Origin of the sequence: Hansschlegelia zhihuaiae (genome assembly GCF_004103825.1) — a bacterium.
In the GTDB taxonomy this organism is placed as follows: domain Bacteria; phylum Pseudomonadota; class Alphaproteobacteria; order Rhizobiales; family Methylopilaceae; genus Methylopila; species Methylopila zhihuaiae.
On the sequence record NZ_RYFI01000002.1, the window covers coordinates 113705 to 130976 of the forward strand.

The 17272-nt window shown below is 69.3% G+C and carries 17 protein-coding genes and 1 tRNA gene; 6 read left to right on the plus strand and 12 right to left on the minus strand.

All coding sequences use genetic code 11. The features are described 5' to 3' along the window. Position 1: 1 nt before the first annotated feature. From EK403_RS02825 to EK403_RS02840, 4 genes are all read right to left on the minus strand, one after another. Positions 2 to 1030, minus strand: coding sequence for an NAD(P)/FAD-dependent oxidoreductase (locus tag EK403_RS02825; protein ID WP_128775993.1), 1029 nt, complete (start codon positions 1028 to 1030; stop codon positions 2 to 4). Between the two features lie 124 nt (positions 1031 to 1154). Beyond that, entirely contained in the window at positions 1155 to 2087 is a 933-nt protein-coding gene (locus tag EK403_RS02830) for a GGDEF domain-containing response regulator (RefSeq protein WP_128775994.1), read from the minus strand. Positions 2088 to 2184: 97 nt separating this feature from the next. Further along, positions 2185 to 2505 carry a 2Fe-2S iron-sulfur cluster-binding protein gene (locus EK403_RS02835; RefSeq protein ID WP_128775995.1) on the minus strand — a complete coding sequence of 107 codons (321 nt, stop codon included), beginning with the start codon at positions 2503 to 2505 and terminating at the stop codon, positions 2185 to 2187. A 128-nt stretch (positions 2506 to 2633) separates the two neighbouring features. Then, entirely contained in the window at positions 2634 to 3011 is a 378-nt protein-coding gene (locus tag EK403_RS02840; protein WP_128775996.1) for an Hpt domain-containing protein, read from the minus strand. A 339-nt stretch (positions 3012 to 3350) separates the two neighbouring features. Between EK403_RS02840 and EK403_RS02845 the strand changes: the two genes are divergently transcribed. From EK403_RS02845 to EK403_RS02855, 3 genes are read left to right on the plus strand one after another with little or no spacing between them, the layout of a single operon-like run. Then, the gene (locus EK403_RS02845; protein WP_128775997.1) at positions 3351 to 3878 is read left to right on the plus strand and encodes a SixA phosphatase family protein; all 528 of its coding nucleotides are present in this window, start codon (positions 3351 to 3353) and stop codon (positions 3876 to 3878) included. Beyond that, positions 3875 to 5347, plus strand: coding sequence for a YcjX family GTP-binding protein (locus EK403_RS02850; RefSeq protein ID WP_128775998.1), 1473 nt, complete (start codon positions 3875 to 3877; stop codon positions 5345 to 5347). Before EK403_RS02845 ends, EK403_RS02850 begins: the two co-directional genes overlap by 4 nt. Next, positions 5344 to 6369: a YcjF family protein gene (locus tag EK403_RS02855; protein WP_128775999.1), complete on the plus strand. Its 1026-nt coding sequence runs from the start codon at positions 5344 to 5346 to the stop codon at positions 6367 to 6369. Before EK403_RS02850 ends, EK403_RS02855 begins: the two co-directional genes overlap by 4 nt. A 182-nt stretch (positions 6370 to 6551) precedes the next feature. On the opposite strand, the gene aroC is transcribed toward EK403_RS02855, so the two are convergent. Then, a complete protein-coding gene (gene aroC / locus EK403_RS02860) occupies positions 6552 to 7637 on the minus strand; it encodes a chorismate synthase (RefSeq protein WP_128776000.1) in 1086 nt (361 codons plus the stop codon). 113 nt (positions 7638 to 7750) lie between these two features. Here aroC and EK403_RS02865 point away from each other — a divergent pair, with 113 nt between their 5' ends. Continuing rightward, a complete protein-coding gene (locus tag EK403_RS02865; protein ID WP_128776001.1) occupies positions 7751 to 8284 on the plus strand; it encodes a 3'-5' exonuclease in 534 nt (177 codons plus the stop codon). A 4-nt stretch (positions 8285 to 8288) separates the two neighbouring features. Here the strand turns inward: EK403_RS02865 and EK403_RS02870 are convergent, their stop codons facing one another. After that, positions 8289 to 9224 (minus strand): alpha/beta hydrolase, encoded by a 936-nt coding sequence (locus EK403_RS02870; RefSeq protein WP_245479470.1) that lies wholly within the window; start codon positions 9222 to 9224, stop codon positions 8289 to 8291. 75 nt (positions 9225 to 9299) lie between these two features. After that, the gene (locus tag EK403_RS02875) at positions 9300 to 9959 is read right to left on the minus strand and encodes a 2-hydroxychromene-2-carboxylate isomerase (protein ID WP_206659467.1); all 660 of its coding nucleotides are present in this window, start codon (positions 9957 to 9959) and stop codon (positions 9300 to 9302) included. Between the two features lie 127 nt (positions 9960 to 10086). Here EK403_RS02875 and EK403_RS02880 point away from each other — a divergent pair, with 127 nt between their 5' ends. After that, on the plus strand, positions 10087 to 11676 hold the full coding sequence (locus EK403_RS02880; protein WP_206659468.1) for an alkaline phosphatase D family protein: 1590 nt from the start codon (positions 10087 to 10089) through the stop codon (positions 11674 to 11676). A gap of 18 nt (positions 11677 to 11694) precedes the next feature. Here EK403_RS02880 and EK403_RS02885 read toward each other — a convergent pair. The 3 genes from EK403_RS02885 to EK403_RS02895 form a co-directional block, all read right to left on the minus strand. Further along, positions 11695 to 11779 (minus strand) — tRNA-Leu (locus EK403_RS02885). Between the two features lie 88 nt (positions 11780 to 11867). Continuing rightward, a complete protein-coding gene (locus EK403_RS02890; protein ID WP_128776003.1) occupies positions 11868 to 12080 on the minus strand; it encodes a hypothetical protein in 213 nt (70 codons plus the stop codon). A 163-nt stretch (positions 12081 to 12243) separates the two neighbouring features. Continuing rightward, on the minus strand, positions 12244 to 12999 hold the full coding sequence (locus EK403_RS02895) for a competence/damage-inducible protein A (RefSeq protein WP_128776004.1): 756 nt from the start codon (positions 12997 to 12999) through the stop codon (positions 12244 to 12246). Positions 13000 to 13097: 98 nt separating this feature from the next. Here EK403_RS02895 and EK403_RS02900 point away from each other — a divergent pair, with 98 nt between their 5' ends. Then, on the plus strand, positions 13098 to 13499 hold the full coding sequence (locus tag EK403_RS02900; protein ID WP_128776005.1) for a VOC family protein: 402 nt from the start codon (positions 13098 to 13100) through the stop codon (positions 13497 to 13499). 201 nt (positions 13500 to 13700) lie between these two features. On the opposite strand, the gene EK403_RS02905 is transcribed toward EK403_RS02900, so the two are convergent. Together EK403_RS02905 and pgi are read right to left on the minus strand one after the other, a co-directional pair. Continuing rightward, positions 13701 to 15188: a DEAD/DEAH box helicase gene (locus EK403_RS02905; RefSeq protein WP_128776006.1), complete on the minus strand. Its 1488-nt coding sequence runs from the start codon at positions 15186 to 15188 to the stop codon at positions 13701 to 13703. Positions 15189 to 15454: 266 nt separating this feature from the next. Then, positions 15455 to 17098, minus strand: a complete 1644-nt coding sequence (gene pgi / locus EK403_RS02910; protein WP_128776007.1) for a glucose-6-phosphate isomerase — start codon at positions 17096 to 17098, stop codon at positions 15455 to 15457. Positions 17099 to 17272 lie beyond the last annotated feature (174 nt).

The following is a 17272-nucleotide window of genomic DNA, read 5'->3' on the forward strand; positions in this document are numbered from 1 at the left end:
CTCAGGCCACGCCGAGCTTCTTCTGGAGGCTCGTCGAGGAGGTCGTGTACTGGAACACGATCTTGCGGTCCGGATTGATCCGGCGGGCGGCGGCCTGCGCCATCAGCGCGCCTTCGTGGAAGCCCGACAGGATCAGCTTGAGCTTGCCCGGATAGGAGTTGATGTCGCCGATCGCATAGATGCCGGGCGTCGTGGTCTCGAATTTCTCGGTGTCGACGGGGACCAGGTTCTCCTCGAGATTGAGGCCCCAATCGGCGATCGGCCCGAGCTTCATGGTCAGCCCGAAGAAGGGCAGCATGGCGTCGGCGGCGATCTCGTGCGTCGAGCCGTCGGCGAGCTTCGCCTTGACGGCCTGCAGCACGCCGTCCTTGCCGATCAGTTCTGTCACCTGCCCGAGCGCGAGGTCGATCACGCCCTCGTCGACCAGCTTGCGCATCTTGTTGACGCTGTCGGGGGCGGCGCGGAAGGCGTCGCGGCGGTGCATGAGCGTCACCCGTTCGGCTACCGGCGCGAGGTTCAGCGTCCAGTCGAGCGCGCTGTCCCCGCCGCCGACGATCAGCACCCGCTTGCCGCGGAAGACGTCCATCTTCCGCACCGCGTAATGGACCGACTTCTCCTCGAAGGCCTCGACGCCTTCGATCGGCGGCTTCTTGGGCTGAAACGAACCGCCGCCCGCCGCGATCACCACCACCTTCGTGTCGAAGCGCGTTCCCGCGTCCGTGGTCAGCAGGAAGCGATCGTCTGCCGTCTTTTCGAGGCTCGCGATGATCTCGGAGAAATGGAACGTCGCGCCGAACGGCTTGATCTGCTCCATCAGATTGTCGGTGAGGCCCTGGCCGGTGACCATCGGCAGGCCCGGAATGTCGTAGATCGGCTTCTCCGGATAGAGCTCGGCGCATTGACCGCCCGGGCGATCGAGGATGTCGACCACATGGGCCTTGATGTCGAGCAGGCCGAGCTCGAAGACGGCGAACAGGCCGACGGGGCCGGCCCCGACGATGACGACGTCGGTCTTGATGGTCTCGGTCATGGGATCCTGGGTGCGAAGCGTCTTGCGGCGCCGCTTAAAATCGCGGCCAGCCTCGCGGGACGGTTTAGAACAATGGCCCCATGAGGAAAAGCGCGCTCGCCGCGCGGCGAGGACAGCCCGGCGGTCAGTTCAGCCGGGATGGGCGGCGTCCGGGCGCAAGGGGCGAACTCATCGCCATGGCGACGTCGTTCGGCGACAGAGTCGCGGCCATCACCCTGTTCCGGCCGCCGGCCTTCGCGGCGTAAAGCGCGACGTCGGCGCGCTTCAGCGCCTCGTCCATCAATTCGTCTCTGCGCCATTCGCCCGCCCCGAAGCTGCAGGTGATCCTGAGCCGCGGGTCGATCTCCGGGAACGAGAGGGCGGCGACGTCGAGGCGCACCGCCTCGCAGGTCGTGACGGCGTCTTTCACGGAGCCGCCGGGAAACAGCAGCCCGAACTCCTCGCCGCCGAGCCGGCCGACCATCGCGCAGCGGGCCGACGCCGCATGCGCGACGGCGGCGATCACCACGTCGCCTGCGCTATGGCCATAGGTGTCGTTGATCTGCTTGAAGCGGTCGATGTCGAAGATCGCGACCGCGTCCGTCTCGCATCGCGAATAGAGCGCCGCGGTCTCGAAGAAGGCGCGACGGTTCAGCAAGCCGGTCAGCGCGTCGATGGTGGCGAGGCGGATCAGGTCCGACTGAAGCCTCGCGAGGCGGCACGCGACGCGAAGCCTGGCGAGCAATTCGTCCGCCGCAGGCGGCTTGACGATGAAGTCGTCGGCGCCGCTGTCGAGCGCCTCGACGACCGTGCTGCGCTCCGACGAGGACGACATCACGAGAATGTAGAGCGCGCGGCGCGAGCCTGCGACGAGACGGGCCTGGCGCGTGAGTTGCAGCCCGCTCATGCCGTCGAGCTGCAGGCTCGTCACCAGGACGTCGACGAAGGAGTCTTGCCGCAGTCGCTCGATCGCCGCCATGGCGTCCGTGCAGGGCACGACCTCATGGCCGGCGTTCTCGAGCGTCGCGCCCAGAACCTTCAGGACGACGCGGCTTGGATCGACGATGACGATCTTCATGGGCCGCTCCGCAACTCCAGCGCGAAGCTATTCCAAGATTCGTAACGCCAGGTTTATGTAGGGTCGTCTAAGTAGTTCTACCTAACCGGCGAGTCGGTCAGCCCTGGCGCTCCGGCGTCGTCACCACGAGGCCGTCGAGCGCCGGCGTCATCTTGATCTGGCAGGACAGGCGGCTGGTGGGGCGGACGTCGTAGGCGAAGTCGAGCATGTCCTCCTCCATCGGCTGCGGGCCGCCGACGGTGTCGGCCCAGGCCTGGTCGACATAGACATGGCAGGTGGCGCAGGAGCAGGCGCCGCCGCATTCCGCCTCAATCCCGGGGATGTCGTTGCGGATCGCGTTCTCCATCACGGTCGAGCCCGGCTCGGCCTCGACCGTGCGCTTCGCGCCCGATGAATCGATGAAGGTGATCTTCGCCATGCGCCGCGCGGCCTCCGGGTGTTGGCCGGCCGCACGAGCGGGCGGCCGGTCGCGCGGGTTCGTTTAGAGCGTCTCGAAGGAACGCGCCAGCCGGCGCATGCGCGCCCTCGGGCGAACGCCGGCTGAGATCAGCGATCGAGGCCGAAGCGGAGTTCGATCGCCGAGGTCACTTCCGCGACCGACTCGGCGAGTTCCGCGAGCGCCTTGCCGGTCGGCTCGCCGGAAATCGCGGCGCGCTCCAATTCCTCTGCCGCGAACGCCACCCGGCTCGCGCCGACGCCGCGGGCCGAACCCTTGAGCGTGTGGGCCACGTTGGCCCGCTCTTCCGGGTTGGTCAGCGCGTCGAAGCGGAACAGCAGGATCCGCGCCTGACGACGAAACAGCTCCAGGACCTCGCGCTCCAGCGAGCGGTCGCCCATGGTCTGGCGGTTGAGGTGGACGACGTCGATCGCGGTCGCGAAAGAGCTGTCCGCACGTTGCTCGAATTGCTTCATGATGCTCGACATGATGACTTCTACGCTCCGATCCCGCCAGGGTACGCGGCGGTTCGTCCCTTTGTTACTGTGCGCCTGTTCTGTCCAAATCTGGGCGCGGTTGGTTCACCATTTGCTACAAATTCTTTCTTCTGGCTTTGCGTGGCTTTTACGCCACTCTCGCCAAGATGCCGGACCGGCTTTGAACTTGGTCCGAACGGGACGTTCATTCGGGGTTCACTGCCGGACGCCCGAGGATTCGCCGTTCGACGGTTACCGGCTGGTGAAGCGACAGGGTTGAGAAAGCCTGAATGGCTTCCCACCTGCCTCGGGGCGCGGCCGAGGCCCGCCCATTCGCCGACCGGGAGCCCCATGCGCCGCCTGATTCTCTTCCGCCACGCCAAGTCCGACTGGTCCGAAGCCGGGCAGGACGACCATGACCGGACGCTCGCGCCTCGCGGACGGCGGGTGGCGGGGCCCATGGGGGCCTGGCTCGCCGGCCGCGGCTTCCGGCCCGACCTCGTGCTGTGTTCGACGGCCCGGCGCGCCCGCGCGACCTGGGACCTGGCGAGGGCCGCCTTCACTCCGGCCCCTAAGGCGCGGTTCGAGCCCGGCATCTACATGGCTTCCCCCGACGCGCTGGTCGAACTGACGAGAAGCGCGCCGGCTGACGTTCAAACCTTGATGATCGTGGGCCACAATCCGGGCCTCGAACAGTTCGTAGAAATGCTTGCTCCAAAAGGCGACCCCGAAGCCCGCCGGACGCTGTCGGAGAAGTTTCCGACGGCGGCGATCGCAGTCGTCGACTTTCCCATCGACGATTGGGCTTCGGTCAAGCAGGCGTCCGGCCGGCTGGACAGGTTCGTCACGCCGAAGACGCTTGGACTCGGCGAGGCATGATCTTCGACAACCTGTTCGACGAGGCCCGCATCGTCGCGCGGAGCCTTGCGGACGCGGCGGCCGGGGCGCTGGACCCGACGATCAGGCTGGGCGTCACCGGCCTCTCGCGCGCCGGCAAGACCGTCTTCCTCACCGCGCTCGTCCAGGCGCTGGTCCATGGCGGACGGCTGCCGGCGTTCCGGGCCTACGCCCAGGGGCGGATCGCGGGCGCCCGGCTCAGCCCGCAGCCGGACGACGCCGTGCCGCGCTTCGACGTCGAGGCGCATATGAAGGCGCTGACCGGGCCCGACCGACGCTGGCCCGAAGGCACCCGGCGGATCTCGGAGCTGCGCGTCGTCGTCGACTTCGAGGCGCGCGGCTTCCTGAGCGGCTCGCGCTCGCGGCGGCGCCTCACCCTCGACATCGTCGATTATCCGGGCGAGTGGCTGCTCGACCTCGCGCTGCTCGGCCAGGACTTTCGGGAATGGTCGGGCCGCACGCTGGCGTCGAGCGAGGGACCGACCCGCGCGCCGCTCGCGGCCGACTGGCGCGCTTTTCTCGCCAGCCTCGATCCATCCGCGCCGCAGGACGAGGACGCCGCGCGGACCGCGGCGGCGCTGTTCACCGCCTATCTCCGCGCCGGACGCGACGATCGCGTCGCGCTCTCGACCCTGCCGCCCGGGCGCTTCCTGATGCCGGGCGAGCTTGAGGGCAGCCCCGCGCTCACCTTCGCGCCGCTCGCTTTGCCTGCGGAAGGCGAGGCGCCCGCGGGTTCGCTCTGGGCCATGATGGAGCGGCGCTACGAGGCCTACCGAACCCATGTCGTGAAACCGTTCTTCCGCGACCACTTCTCGCGGCTCGACCGGCAGGTGGTTCTGGTCGACGCGCTCGCCGCGCTCAACGCCGGCCCCGAGGCGGTCGCGGACCTCGAGAACGCCCTGACCGATGTGCTCGCGGCCTTCCGCCACGGCCGCAACTCCTGGCTCAGCTCGCTGTTCCGGCCCCGCGTGGATCGTCTGCTGTTCGCGGCCACTAAGGCCGACCATCTGCACCACACCAGCCACGACCGGCTTGAGGCGATCCTGAAGCGGCTGGTGTCTCGGGCGATCAAAAAGGCCGAGTTCGGCGGCGCTGCGGTCGACGTCGTCGCGCTTGCGGCGGTGCGCGCCACCCGCGAGGCGAGCGCGCGGCAGGGCAGGGAGGAGCTTCCCGTGATCGTCGGCGTGCCCGAAAAAGGCGAGCGCTCGAACGGGCAGGCGTTCGACGGCGAGGAGGAGATCGCGGTGTTCCCCGGCGACCTGCCGGACGATCCGGAGGTCGCGCTGCGGTCCGGCGGCTATCGCGGCCGCGCCGCCAGCGGGGAGGGCGGCGACCTGCGCTTCATCAAGTTTCGGCCGCCGAAGCTCGTCGCCGCCGAGCGTCCGCCGCAGCTTCCCCATATCAGGCTGGACCGCACGCTCGAATTCCTGATCGGTGACGCGCTCGCATGACCCAGGCTCCCCGCCGCCCCGCGGCCTTCCGGCTGAACGATCCCTCCGTCGTGCTCGGCGCCCAGAACGAGGAGGTGTCGACCTCGCGCGGCGGCGTCGTGCTGACGCCGCAGCCGGACGCCTTCGAGGCCGGGCTCGAGCCCGCGGCGGCGCCGGTCGAGAAGCCTCGGCGCGGCGTCACGCTCGGCGGGCTGTTCTGGAGCGCGCTCGGCGGCCTCATCTCGCTCGCGCTCGGTCTGTGGGCCACGCGGGTCGTCGAGGAGACCTTCTCGCGCGCCGACTGGCTCGGCTGGCTCGCGCTCGCCCTGGCGGCCCTTGCGGCGCTCGCGGGGCTCGCCATCGTGGCGCGCGAGATCGCCGGCCTGATGCGGCTGAACCGCATCGAGCACCTTCGGGCGGCGGCGGACCAGACGCACAGTTCGGACGATCCCACGCAGGCCAAGAAGGTCGTGGCGGACGTGGTCGCGCTCTACGCCGCGCGGCCCGAGACGGCGCGGGCGCGCGCGGCAGTCGCGACCCATGACGACGAGATCATCGACGGCTCCGACCGCCTGCGGATCGCGGAGCGTGAATTGCTGGAGGCGCTCGACCGGGAGGCCACGCGCGCCATCGCGTCCGCGGCCAAGCGCGTGTCGGTCGTCACGGCGGTCTCGCCGCGCGCGATCGTCGACCTCGGCTTCGTGCTGGTCGAGTCGATGCGCCTCATCGGCCGCATCGGCGCGATCTATGGCGGGCGGCCCGGCACGCTTGGCTTCCTCAAGCTCGCCCGGCACGTCGGGGCGCATCTCGCCGTCACCGGCGGCATGGGGGTGGGCGACGGGCTCATCGAGCAGATGCTCGGCCACGGGCTCGCGGCGAAGCTCTCGGCGCGTCTGGGAGAGGGCGTGCTCAACGGTCTGCTGACGGCCCGCGTCGGCCTCGCGGCCATGGCGGTCTGCCGGCCGCTGCCCTTCGTCGAGCGGAAGGCCCCGACCGTGCGTGAGGTCGCGGGCAACCTGTTCGAGGCCGCGCCGCAGCGCTGACGGCGAAAAAAACCGCCGACGCGGTGACTGCAGGGCCGCGCCGGCGGTGGACGATTTCGTCTCAAGTTGGTCGCCGCCGCGGAGATGACGGCGTCGTGGCCGCAGTTACGGACGGTCGGGTCAATCGGATCGCGTGCGGCCCGATTCCCGTCGATTATCATTTCGGATGAGGCAGTTCCCGATCAGCCGATTTGGCCGCGGTGACGAACGACATGGTCGGCGAGAACGAGCGCCATCATGGCCTCGCCGACCGGCACCGCGCGGATGCCGACGCAGGGGTCGTGCCGCCCGCGCGTCGAAACCTCGACCTCCTGGCCGGACGTGTCGATGGAACGGCGCGGCGTCAGGATCGAGGAGGTCGGCTTCACGGCGAAGCGCGCGACCACCGGCTGGCCGGTCGAGATGCCGCCCAGGATCCCGCCGGCGTTGTTGGACAGGAAGACCGGCCGGCCGTCCGCGCCCATCCGGATCTCGTCGGCGTTCTGCTCGCCAGTGAGGAGCGCGGCCCCCATGCCGGCCCCGATCTCCACGCCCTTCACGGCGTTGATGCTCATCATCGCCGCCGCGAGATCGGAATCGAGCTTGCCGTAGATCGGCGCGCCGAGGCCGGCCGGCGCGTTCTCCGCTACGACCTCGATGACTGCGCCGACCGAGGAACCCGACTTCCGGACGCCGTCGAGATAGCCCTCCATCTCACGCGCCGCGATCGGGTCCGGGCAGAAGAACGGGTTCCTCGCGACCTCCTCCCAGTCCCACCGGCTGCGGTCGATCGCGATCGAGCCCATCGCGACAAGCGCTCCGCGGATCGTGATCTCGGGGATCACGAGCTTCGCGATCGCGCCGGCGGCGACCCGGCAGGCGGTCTCGCGGGCCGAAGAGCGGCCGCCGCCGCGATGGTCCCGCACGCCGTATTTGGCGTCGTAGGTGAAGTCCGCATGGCCTGGCCGGTAGCTGCCGGCGATGTTCGAATAGTCCTTCGAGCGCTGGTCGACATTGCGGATCAGCAGTCCGATCGGCGTCCCGGTGGTGGTCAGCGTCCCATCCGACGCCTCCAGCACGCCCGACAGGATCTCGACCTGGTCCGGCTCTTTCCGCTGCGTGGTGAAGCGCGACTGCCCCGGCCGGCGCCGGTCGAGCGCCGCCTGGACGTCGTCGCGGGTGAATGTCAGTCGAGGCGGGCAGCCGTCCACCACGGCGCCGATCGCGGGCCCGTGGCTCTCCCCGAAGGTCGTGACGCGGAACAGATGGCCGAAAGAGTTGTGGGACATGGGGCCGAGCCTATGCCATGTGGCGGCTTTTCCGGGAAGCGGGCTGGAAGCCGGCGCGACGATTGCGTAGGAACTCTCTCAAATCTCGGACGCTCGCTCGTGGATTCGCCAAAATGTCGACGCCTCTCGAAAGCATCGCCGCCGGCGAGACGCCTTATGTGTTCTTCGATCTGGAGACCACCGGGCTGACGCCGAAGCGCGACCGGATCATCGAGATCGCGGCGCTGCGCTTCGACCGCACGAGCGGCGAGCTCGACAGCTTCCAGACGCTGGTGAAGCCCGACCGTGCGATCCCGGCCTTCGTCCGGGCCATGACCGGCCTCGACGACGCGGCCTTCGCCGACGCGCCGGACGCCAAGTCCGCGCTCTCCGAGTTCTTCGCCTTCGTCGGCGACGACCCGCTGGTCGCCTACAATATCGGCTTCGACCACGCCTTCCTGGTGGCCGAGGCCGAGCGGGAGGGCATGTCCGCGCCCCCCACCACGGTCTGCGCCATGCGGTTCGCTCAGTCGCGCATCAAGGACGTGCCGAACCACCGGCTCGAGACCATCGCCAAGGCGCTCGACTGCCCCCGCCCGCGCGCCCGCCGCGCGATGGAGGACTGCCTGACCGGGCTCACGGTGTTCGAGAAGACGCTGGAGCTCTGAACGCCTACGGCGACGCTGCGTTCTTTGACGCGCCCGCGACCTCCTGCCCGCAACTTGGGTCGAGCCGCGGCCCGAGCCAGGCGAGCGCCTCGCCGAGCTGGCGGCGCCAGGTCTCCCAGTCATGCGCGCCAGGACCGATCCGGAGCGTCGAATCGAAGCCGCGGCGGCCGAGCGTCACGTGGAGCAGCGTCGCGCTCTGCAGCAGGCCGGCGCGGTCCCGGTCTCCGGCGGCGATGTAGAACGCGGCCCTCTGTCCCGGTCGGTCGGCCGCCGCGCGGGCCCTGGTGAAGACGTTCCAGGCGTTGAAGCGCTCGCGTGACAGCGGGCGTCCGAAGGCGCCGTCGTAGAACGCGTCGGCGCGCGCCAGCCGCTCGGCGTCCTTCGGGGCGATCGGAGGCGTGATCGCACCGGCGAAGCTCATCGCGGCGCCGAACGCGTCGGGATGGTCGAGCCCGAACAGGACCGCGCCATAACCGCCCATCGACAGGCCGCCGACCGAGCGCGCCTCGCGGCAGGCGGCGGTCGGATAGCGCGCGTCGATCGCGCCCGTGAGGTCGCGGGCGATCGCGGTCGCCATCATGCCTTGGCCTCCCGGATCGGCGTTGTCGATATACCAGCTGAACGGCGCGACCGGCATGACCACGAGCGTCGGCGGAATCACGCCCTCGTCGACCGCCCGGTCGATGATCTCGAAGACAAAACCCTGGTCGAGCCAGTCGGACTCGCTCGGCCGGCCCTCGAGCAGGAAGAGGACCGGCCAGCGCGCGCCGTCCTTCGGGGCGCTCGCCGGGCGATAGACGTTGTAGACGAGCGGACGGCCGAGGGCCGGACTGAACGCGGACTGGTTCCGCTCGACCGCGCCAAAGCCCTGCGCGGCCGCGGGGAGGGCGGCGAGGCAGAGAGCCGCGGCGAGGGCGGTCGATAGCAGGCGTCGGGTCACGAGGGGCGGATCGGTTCGGAAGGCTCGGGACGCTGGTTCTAGCGCGTCAGGCGAAATGGCGCAGGCTCTCCCCGATCAATCGCCCGCGAGCCGGCGCTCGATCATCGGCAGCCGGTCCCATCCCCAATACGGCTCGCCGTCCACGATGACCCACGGGACGCCGAAAGCGCCGCGCGACACGGCTTCTTCGCCAACCTCCCTGACCTTCGCCTTCAGTTCCGGATCGGCGACGCCGCTTGCGAGCGCCTCCCGATCGACGCCGAGGCCGGCCGCCGTCTCGATCACCGCGGCGACGTCGTCGATCGCGAGCGACCCGTCGAAATAGCGGCGATAGACCTCCAGCGCGAAGCGCTTGGCGAGGCCGGGGTCGCGCGCGTCGATCCAGTGGAAGCTTCTGAGCGCCGGCAGGCCGGCATGCGGATGGCCCTCGGGGATGGCGAAGTCGAGGCGCTTCTGCTGCGCGACGCGCGCCCAGTCGAGCGCCGTGTAATCCGATTTCAGGGGGACGCGCGTCAGCGGCTGCGCCCCGGTGAGCCGGAACGCCGTGCCGAGGCTGAAAGCCCGCCACCGGACCTCCCGGCCGTGCCGCGCCGCAAGCTCGTCGATCTCGAGCGCGGCGAAGTACGCGTATGCCGAGGGGAAGTCGAAGAAGAACTCGATCGGCGCGGGCATCGGCGTTCCGTCGGTGATGGCGGCACCCTGAACTGACCGTGGCGCGCCGACGAATTCAACCATTCGGTTCGTCTCGGCCTGTCTCGAATTCGTCCAGCTCGACGCGGCGTCTCACATGGCTGTCATCGCAGCCCGTTACCGTCTCCCGTCAGGCCGCGCCGTCGGAGGCGCTTCACCGGGGGGACTGGACGTGGCGATTTCGGATCGGCTGCGCGACGCGATGGATCGTCGCCGCTTCATCAACACCGCCTGGACGACCGCGACCGCGGCGACCGCGATGGCGCTCATCCCGGGCGACGACCTGTTCGCCAAGGCGATCGGCGCCGATCCCTTCACGCTCGGCGTCGCGTCCGGCGATCCGACGCCGACCGGCGCGGTGCTCTGGACGCGGCTCGCGCCCGACCCGCTGTTCGGCGGCGGCATGAAGGACCAGACGGTCCGCGTCGGCTGGCGCGTCGCGCGCGACGAGGCGATGCGCGACGTCGTGGCCTCCGGCAAGGCCATGGCGACGCCGGCGCTCGCTCATTCGGTCCATGTCGAGGTCGAAGGGCTCACGCCCGGCCGCGACTATTTCTACCAGTTCGACTACCGCCAGGACGAAAGCCCGGTCGGCCACTTCCGCACCGCGCCGTCTGCCGCCGAGCGGCTGAAGAAGCTCGAATTCGCGGTGCTGACCTGCCAGGCTTGGCAGGACGGCTTCTACACCGTGCTGCGCGACGTCGCCGCCCAGGACCTCGACGTCGTCTTCCACCTCGGCGACTACCTCTACGAATACGACCCGCGGACCAACAAGCGCGGCGTCGTGCTGCCCGACCGCTTCGCTGGCGAGACCGCGTCGCTCACGCGCTATCGCGATCAGCACGCGCTCTACAAGACCGATCCGGACCTGCAGCTCGCGCACAAGAACCACGCCTTCGTGGTGATCTGGGACGATCACGAGGTGCAGAACGACTATTCGGGCAAGTTCCCCGAATATGACAACATGCCGCTCGACGTCTTCCTCGCGCGCCGCGCCAACGCCTATCAGGCCTATTACGAGCACATGCCGCTCAGGCTGCCGCCGAAGGGCGCGAACAACCGCCTCAAGATCTACCGCAGCCTGCAGTTCGGCGACCTCGCCGAGTTCGTGATGCTCGACACCCGCCAGTACCGCTCCGACAATCCGTGCGGCGACGGCGAGAGCCTGCGCTGCGACGCGGCCTACGACTACCGCGTCCAGATGCTCGGGACCGCGCAGGAGCAGTGGCTGTCCCGCCAGCTGTTCGCCAAGCGCGCCCGCTGGACCTTCGTGACCCAGGGACTGCTGATGGCCGAACTCGACCACGATATCGGCCCCGGCAAGCGCTTCTGGAACGACGCCTGGGACGGTTTCCCGAGCGCCCGCGACCGGGTGTTCCGCGACATCCAGGCGTCCGGCGCTCGTAATCCGGTGGTGCTCACCGGCGACTGGCACTCAACCTTCGTCAACGACCTGAAGCTGCGCTTTAAGGACCAGAACGCGCCCGTGCTCGCGACCGAGTTCGTGACGCCCGCCATCACCAGCGGAGGCGACGGCACGCCCTACGGCCCCTATTACGGCCCGATGATCCCCACGAACCCGCACATCAAATATTACGAGGGCGACAAGCGCGGCTATTTCCGCATGACCCTCACCCCCGCGATGCTCCATGCCCGCCTGCGCTTCGCGAGCAAGGTCGAGGCTCCCGACGGGACCGTCAGCCTGGCCGAGCGCTTCGTGGTGCTGGATGGCCAGCCGGGCGCGGTGCGTGACGGCGCCTGAGGGCTCGGTCGCGAAGCATGGTGCGGACGGCGGGAGTCGAACCCGCACGCCTTGCGGCCCAGGATTTTAAGTCCCGTGCGTCTACCGGTTTCGCCACGTCCGCGCGGCGCCGTGCATGCACAGAAAAAAAGCGCGCCGCAAGCGGCGCGCTTTGAAGGTTCCGCGCGGGAGGATTGCGCGGGGGAGGAAACTCAGAACCGGTAGGGGGCGCGAAGAATCTCGGCCTTGTCGAGGCCGGAGAGCTTCAGGTCTTCGGGCGAGGGCGTCTGGCGCGCCTCGACCGCGGCGCCCACCCGACCGGCGGCGGCGATCAGCACGAGGGCGTCGCGCGCCTCGCGGATCACTTCGCGGATGCCAAAAGACGGCGCGGGCCGGCCAATGGCGAGGGACAGGTTGCGGGCCACGTTCAATCTCCAATCGTTCATGAGGCGCTTGCCTCGTGACGACAAGATAAGCGGGATGCCGCAGCGCACAATGCGCGTTGTTTGCTGGTATGCCATGCGTCTTACGCATGGCTTTGGACGGCTGAATTCGTAAAATTGTAAGGAATATGATAGCCGATCAGGGCTAGGCGGGCGCCGCTCTCATGTTCGTGAGCATGGCTTCCACCACGGCCTTCGCATCTGCGAGTGCGGCGGGGTCGCGCGAGCGCAGCACCAGATTGGTGTTGAACCGGCCGCCCTCGGTGAACGGGTAGCTGCCGATCGTGACTCTCGGATGGGCGTTCTGGACGTCGCGGAGCGGGACCGCGATGTCGCCCTCCTTGGCGTCGGCGCGCAGCGTCACGCTTGCGACCGGGACGCCGGTCCGAAGCTGAGGGACGATGGTCTGGAGCATCGCCTTCATGATCGAGGGCACGCCGGCCATGACGAAGACGTTCTCGAGCCGGAAGCCCGGCGCCTTTGAGACCGGGTTGTCGATCAGGTCGGCGCCGAAGGGGATTCTCGCCATCCGGAGCCGCCCCTCGTTGAGGTCGCCCGGATTGGGAAAGCGCTCCCGCAACATGGCGACTGCGCGCGGGTCGTGGTCGATGCCGACCCCGAAGGCCGCGGCGACCGCGTCTGCTGTCTTGTCGTCATGCGTCGGGCCGATGCCGCCGGTCGTGAACACATAGGCGTTGCGGGCTCTCAGCGCGTTGAGCGCCTCGACGATCGCCTCCTCGACGTCGGAGACCACGCGAATCTCGGTGAGGTCGATCCCGATAGCCGTCATTGTCTCGGCGATGTGGCCGGAATTCGTGTCCTTGGTTCGGCCGGAAAGGATTTCGTCGCCGATCACGAGGATCGCGGCGGTGACGGGCGCTTCGTCTTGACCTTGGGGCATCGGCTTCAAGTTCGGTTCGGGTTCGATCGTCGGCGGCGCCGCGAAGCTAGCGGAGCGCCGGGGCCGGGCAAGGCGACCGACGCCGCGGGGAGGCGAAAATGAGGGCGCTGATCAATATCGACGTGCCGGAGCTGAACGCCGCGACCGCCTTCTATGTCGCGGCCTTCGGGCTCGAGGTGACGCGCCGGATCGGGCAGGACGTCGTCGAGCTCTCGGGGCTCGGCGCAAATTTCTATCTGCTCGAGAAGCCGGAGGGCTCGCCGGCGCTGCCGGGAGGCCGCGCCCCGCGAAGCTACGTTCGACATTGGACGCCGGTGCATCTCGACCTCGTGGTCGAGGACGTCGAAGCCGCGCGCGACCGGGCGATCGCAGCCGGCGCGACGGTCGAACGCGACGTCGCGGACGTCGCCTACGGCCGGATCGCGATGCTGGCCGACCCATTCGGGCACGGCTTCTGCCTGATCGAGTTCAGGGGCCGCGGCTATGACGAGCCGGGGTGAGGAAGGGCGGCCTCATTGAGGCGCAACGCTGGCCACCCCTTTTCCAGCTTGCGGGAGAAGGTAAGGATGAGGGTGAGCGGCGGGGCCGTCCGCAAGAGGAGCCTTTCCGCGCGGGAAGCTCTCTTGCCTGAAAGCTCGGCGCTGACGCCCTCACCCCGACCCTCTCCCGCAGGCGGGAGAGGGGGGTAGGGACTGCCGAGGTCAGCGGCCGGCGGTGCGCTGCCCGCCATGGGCGCGGGGACGGTCTCCGCCCGGCTTGCCGCCGCGGCGGGGCTTCTGCATGAAGCCGGCCGACTTGAGGTCGCCGTCGCCGCGCGGGGCGCCGGCGGGCCGGGGCGCGCCGTCCTGGCGGTGGCGGGGCTGCCCGCCATGGGGGCGGCGCTGTTCTCCCGTCCCCTCGGCGGGACCGCCGTGCCGGCGATCGCCGCCATGGCGCTGCGGGCGGCCGCCCTGGCGGTGCTGATCGCCGGAACGGTGCTCCTGCGGGCCGTTCGGCCGGCGCGGGCCGCGGTTCGGCTTCTGCGAGGCCGCGCCGGCGCCCTCCGGCTCGGCCTTGCCGGCCTCGGAACGGCGGTCGGTCGACGGGATCGACTGCTTGATGAGACGCTCGATGTCACGGAGATAGGCGCGCTCGTCATTGGCGACGAGCGAGACCGCGAGGCCCGCCGCGCCGGCGCGCGCCGTGCGGCCGATGCGGTGGACGTAGGATTCCGGCACGTTCGGGATGTCGTGGTTCACCACATGGGTGACGCCGTCGACGTCGATGCCGCGGGCGGCGATATCGGTCGCGACCAGCACCTTGATGTGGCCGGTGCGGAACGCGCCGAGGGCGCGCTCGCGCTGCGGCTGGCTCTTGTTGCCGTGGATCGCCGCGGCGTTGATCCCGTCCTGCTCGAGCTGGCGCACGACCTTGTCGGCGCCGTGCTTGGTGCGGGTGAAGATGAGCGCCCGGCCGAGCTCGGGGCTCTTCAGGATCTCGGTCAGCACCGCGCGCTTGCCGGACTGCTCGACGAACACGACCGACTGTTCGACGCGGTCGGCGGTCTTGGCGACGGGCGTCACCGCGACCATCGCCGGATCGGTCAGCATCGCATCGGCGAGGTCCTTGATGGTCTTCGGCATGGTGGCCGAGAAGAACAGCGTCTGCCGGCGATGCGGCAGCATCGGGATGATGCGGCGGATCGCGTGGATGAAGCCGAGGTCGAGCATCTGGTCGGCCTCATCGAGCACGAAGTGTTCGACCTGGTCGAGGCGAAGCATCTTGCCGTCGACATGGTCGAGCAGGCGGCCGGGGGTCGCGACCAGGATGTCGACGCCGCCCGCGAGCTTGCGGATCTGCGGGCCGGCCGCGACGCCGCCGAACACGATCGCGACCGAGAGGTTCAGGTTGCGACCGTAGGAGCGGAAGCTCTCGGCGATCTGGGTGGCGAGCTCGCGGGTCGGCGACAGCACGAGCGCCCGGCAGCCGCGGCGCGGCGCCATGCGCGGGTTCTTCACCAGCTGCTCGATGATCGGCAGCGCGAAGGCCGCGGTCTTGCCGGTGCCGGTCTGGGCGATGCCCATCAGGTCACGGCCGGCGAGAACGGTCGGGATCGCCTGCGCCTGGATCGGGGTGGGGCTCTCGTAGCCGTCCGCCGCCAGCGCCTTGAGCACGGGCTGGGAGAGGCCGAGGTCGGTGAATTGGGTCAAGTTTCTTGTCTTTCGGATACAGCCATGGGCCCGCGCGACGTCCCTTGGGGCGCGCAGGCGTAGCGGGTGCGTGTGAGACGCGCCCCGCGTGATCTGGGCTGTCGATGATCGGGTTCGTGGGCGTTCGGCAGGTCCTGAAGGTCAGGTGTCACGCGGCCGAACGCGGGTGGGCGCACCATGGATGCGACGCTTGAGACATGTCGGCGGGCGACGGAAAAGTCAAGCCTTTAGGACAACATGGCCGGCGGACCAGCTGCTTGCGCCGTTCACGATTCCCTTTGCAGCTTGGCCAGATGCTCCACGAGCCCCTTGGTCGAGCCGTCGAGCCCGTCGGTCGCGACCTCGCCCTTGACCACGGGGATGAGCCGGCTCGCGAGTTCCTTGCCGAGCTCGACGCCCCACTGGTCGAAAGAGTTGATCCCCCAAATCGTCCCCTGCACGAACACTTTGTGCTCGTAGAGCGCGATCAGCTGGCCGAGAGTGCGCGGGTCGAGCATGCGGTAGGCGATCGCGCAGGTGGGACGCGAGCCTGGAAAGGTCTTGTGCGGGGCGAGCCGCAAGGCCTCCGCCTCGTGCTTGCCGGACTTGCGCAGGATCTCGGCCGCCTCCTCGGTCGTGCGGCCGCGCATGAAGGCCTCGCCCTGCGCGAGGGCGTTCGCAAGCAGCATGGCGTGCTGGTCGCCGACCTGCTCATGGGGAACAGCCGCCATCAGAATGTCGGCCGGCACGACATCCGTGCCCTGATGGAGCAGCTGGTAGAAGGCGTGCTGGCCGTTGGTGCCGGGCTCGCCCCAGACGACAGGCCCCGTGCGGCTCGTGACGGCTGAGCCGTCGCGCGTCACCGACTTGCCGTTCGACTCCATGTCGAGCTGCTGGAGATAGGCCGGAAAGCGCGCAAGCCGCTGGTCGTAGGGCAGCACCGCATGGCTCGGCCAGCCACAGACATTGCGGTGCCAGACGCCGACCATGCCCATCAGCGCCGGGATGTTCTTCTCGAGCGGCGCCTGCCGGAAATGCTCGTCGACCTCATAGGCGCCGTCGAGGAAGGCCTGGAAGTTGTCGGCGCCGATCAGGATCTCGAAGGAGAGGCCGATCACGGACCACAGCGAATAGCGGCCCCCGACCCAGTCCCAGAAACGAAACATGCGCTCGGTGTCCATGCCGAAGGCCGAGACGGCCTCCGTATTGGTCGAGATCGCCGCGAAATGCGCCGCGACCGCTTCCTCCCCCAGCGCCTCGACCAGCCAGGCGCGGGCGGCGCGGGCGTTCGCCATGGTCTCGAGCGTCGTGAAGGTCTTGGAGGCGACGAGGACGAGCGTCCTTGCCGGGTCGAGGCCCTGCAGCGTGTCGGCGATGTGGGCGCCGTCGACATTCGAGACGAAATGGCCCTTGAGGCCCTCCTGGGCATAAGGCGAGAGCGCAAGAGCCGCCATAGCAGGCCCAAGGTCCGAGCCGCCGATGCCGATATTAACGATGTCGGTGAACCGTTCGCCGGTCGCGCCGACGAGCGCGCCGGAGCGGACGGCCTCGGCGAAGTCCGCGGCCTTGGCGCGCTCGGCCAGCACCTCGGGCATCACGTCGCGCCCGTCGACGACGATCTTCGCGCCCGCCGGCGCGCGGAGCGCGGTGTGGAGCACGGCGCGGCCTTCGGTGGTGTTAATCTTCTCGCCCGCGAACATCGCGTCGCGCCGGCCCTCGACGTCGCAGGCGCGAGCGAGCTTGATGAGCAGGCCCAGCGTGTCGGCCGTCACATGCGTCTTGGAGAAGTCGTAGAGCAGATCGTCGAGCGCGACCGAGAAGCGCCCGAAGCGATGCGGGTCGGCGGCGAACAGCTCGCGCAGCGTGACGTGCTCGGTCTCGCGGCGATGCGCGGCGAGACGGTCGAGAACGGCGTCGCGGGCGGCGGTCATGTGTGGGCTCCGCAGATGGCGTCGTCCCGGACGCGGCGAAGCCGCGAGCCGGGACCGCGCCGGAAGATAGGCGCATGAGATGCTTCGTCATGGTCCGGCTTGACCGGACCATCCATAGACGACGCGAGCTCGACGCCGACCATGGGTCCTCCGGTCAAGCCGGAGGACGACGGG

Excerpts from the sequence above, each read along its gene's own strand:
- EK403_RS02900 (WP_128776005.1), top strand. The coding sequence starts at position 13,098 with ATGAGGGCGCTGATCAATATCGACGTGCCGGAGCTGAACGCCGCGACC.
- EK403_RS02835 (WP_128775995.1), bottom strand. The coding sequence starts at position 2,505 with ATGGCGAAGATCACCTTCATCGATTCATCGGGCGCGAAGCGCACGGTC.
- EK403_RS02830 (WP_128775994.1), bottom strand. The coding sequence starts at position 2,087 with ATGAAGATCGTCATCGTCGATCCAAGCCGCGTCGTCCTGAAGGTTCTG.
- aroC (WP_128776000.1), bottom strand. The coding sequence starts at position 7,637 with ATGTCCCACAACTCTTTCGGCCATCTGTTCCGCGTCACGACCTTCGGG.
- EK403_RS02825 (WP_128775993.1), bottom strand. The coding sequence starts at position 1,030 with ATGACCGAGACCATCAAGACCGACGTCGTCATCGTCGGGGCCGGCCCC.
- EK403_RS02865 (WP_128776001.1), top strand. The coding sequence starts at position 7,751 with ATGTCGACGCCTCTCGAAAGCATCGCCGCCGGCGAGACGCCTTATGTG.
- EK403_RS02875 (WP_206659467.1), bottom strand. The coding sequence starts at position 9,959 with ATGGTTGAATTCGTCGGCGCGCCACGGTCAGTTCAGGGTGCCGCCATC.
- EK403_RS02895 (WP_128776004.1), bottom strand. The coding sequence starts at position 12,999 with ATGCCCCAAGGTCAAGACGAAGCGCCCGTCACCGCCGCGATCCTCGTG.
- pgi (WP_128776007.1), bottom strand. The coding sequence starts at position 17,098 with ATGACCGCCGCCCGCGACGCCGTTCTCGACCGTCTCGCCGCGCATCGC.
- EK403_RS02855 (WP_128775999.1), top strand. The coding sequence starts at position 5,344 with ATGACCCAGGCTCCCCGCCGCCCCGCGGCCTTCCGGCTGAACGATCCC.
- EK403_RS02845 (WP_128775997.1), top strand. The coding sequence starts at position 3,351 with ATGCGCCGCCTGATTCTCTTCCGCCACGCCAAGTCCGACTGGTCCGAA.
- EK403_RS02840 (WP_128775996.1), bottom strand. The coding sequence starts at position 3,011 with ATGTCGAGCATCATGAAGCAATTCGAGCAACGTGCGGACAGCTCTTTC.
- EK403_RS02850 (WP_128775998.1), top strand. The coding sequence starts at position 3,875 with ATGATCTTCGACAACCTGTTCGACGAGGCCCGCATCGTCGCGCGGAGC.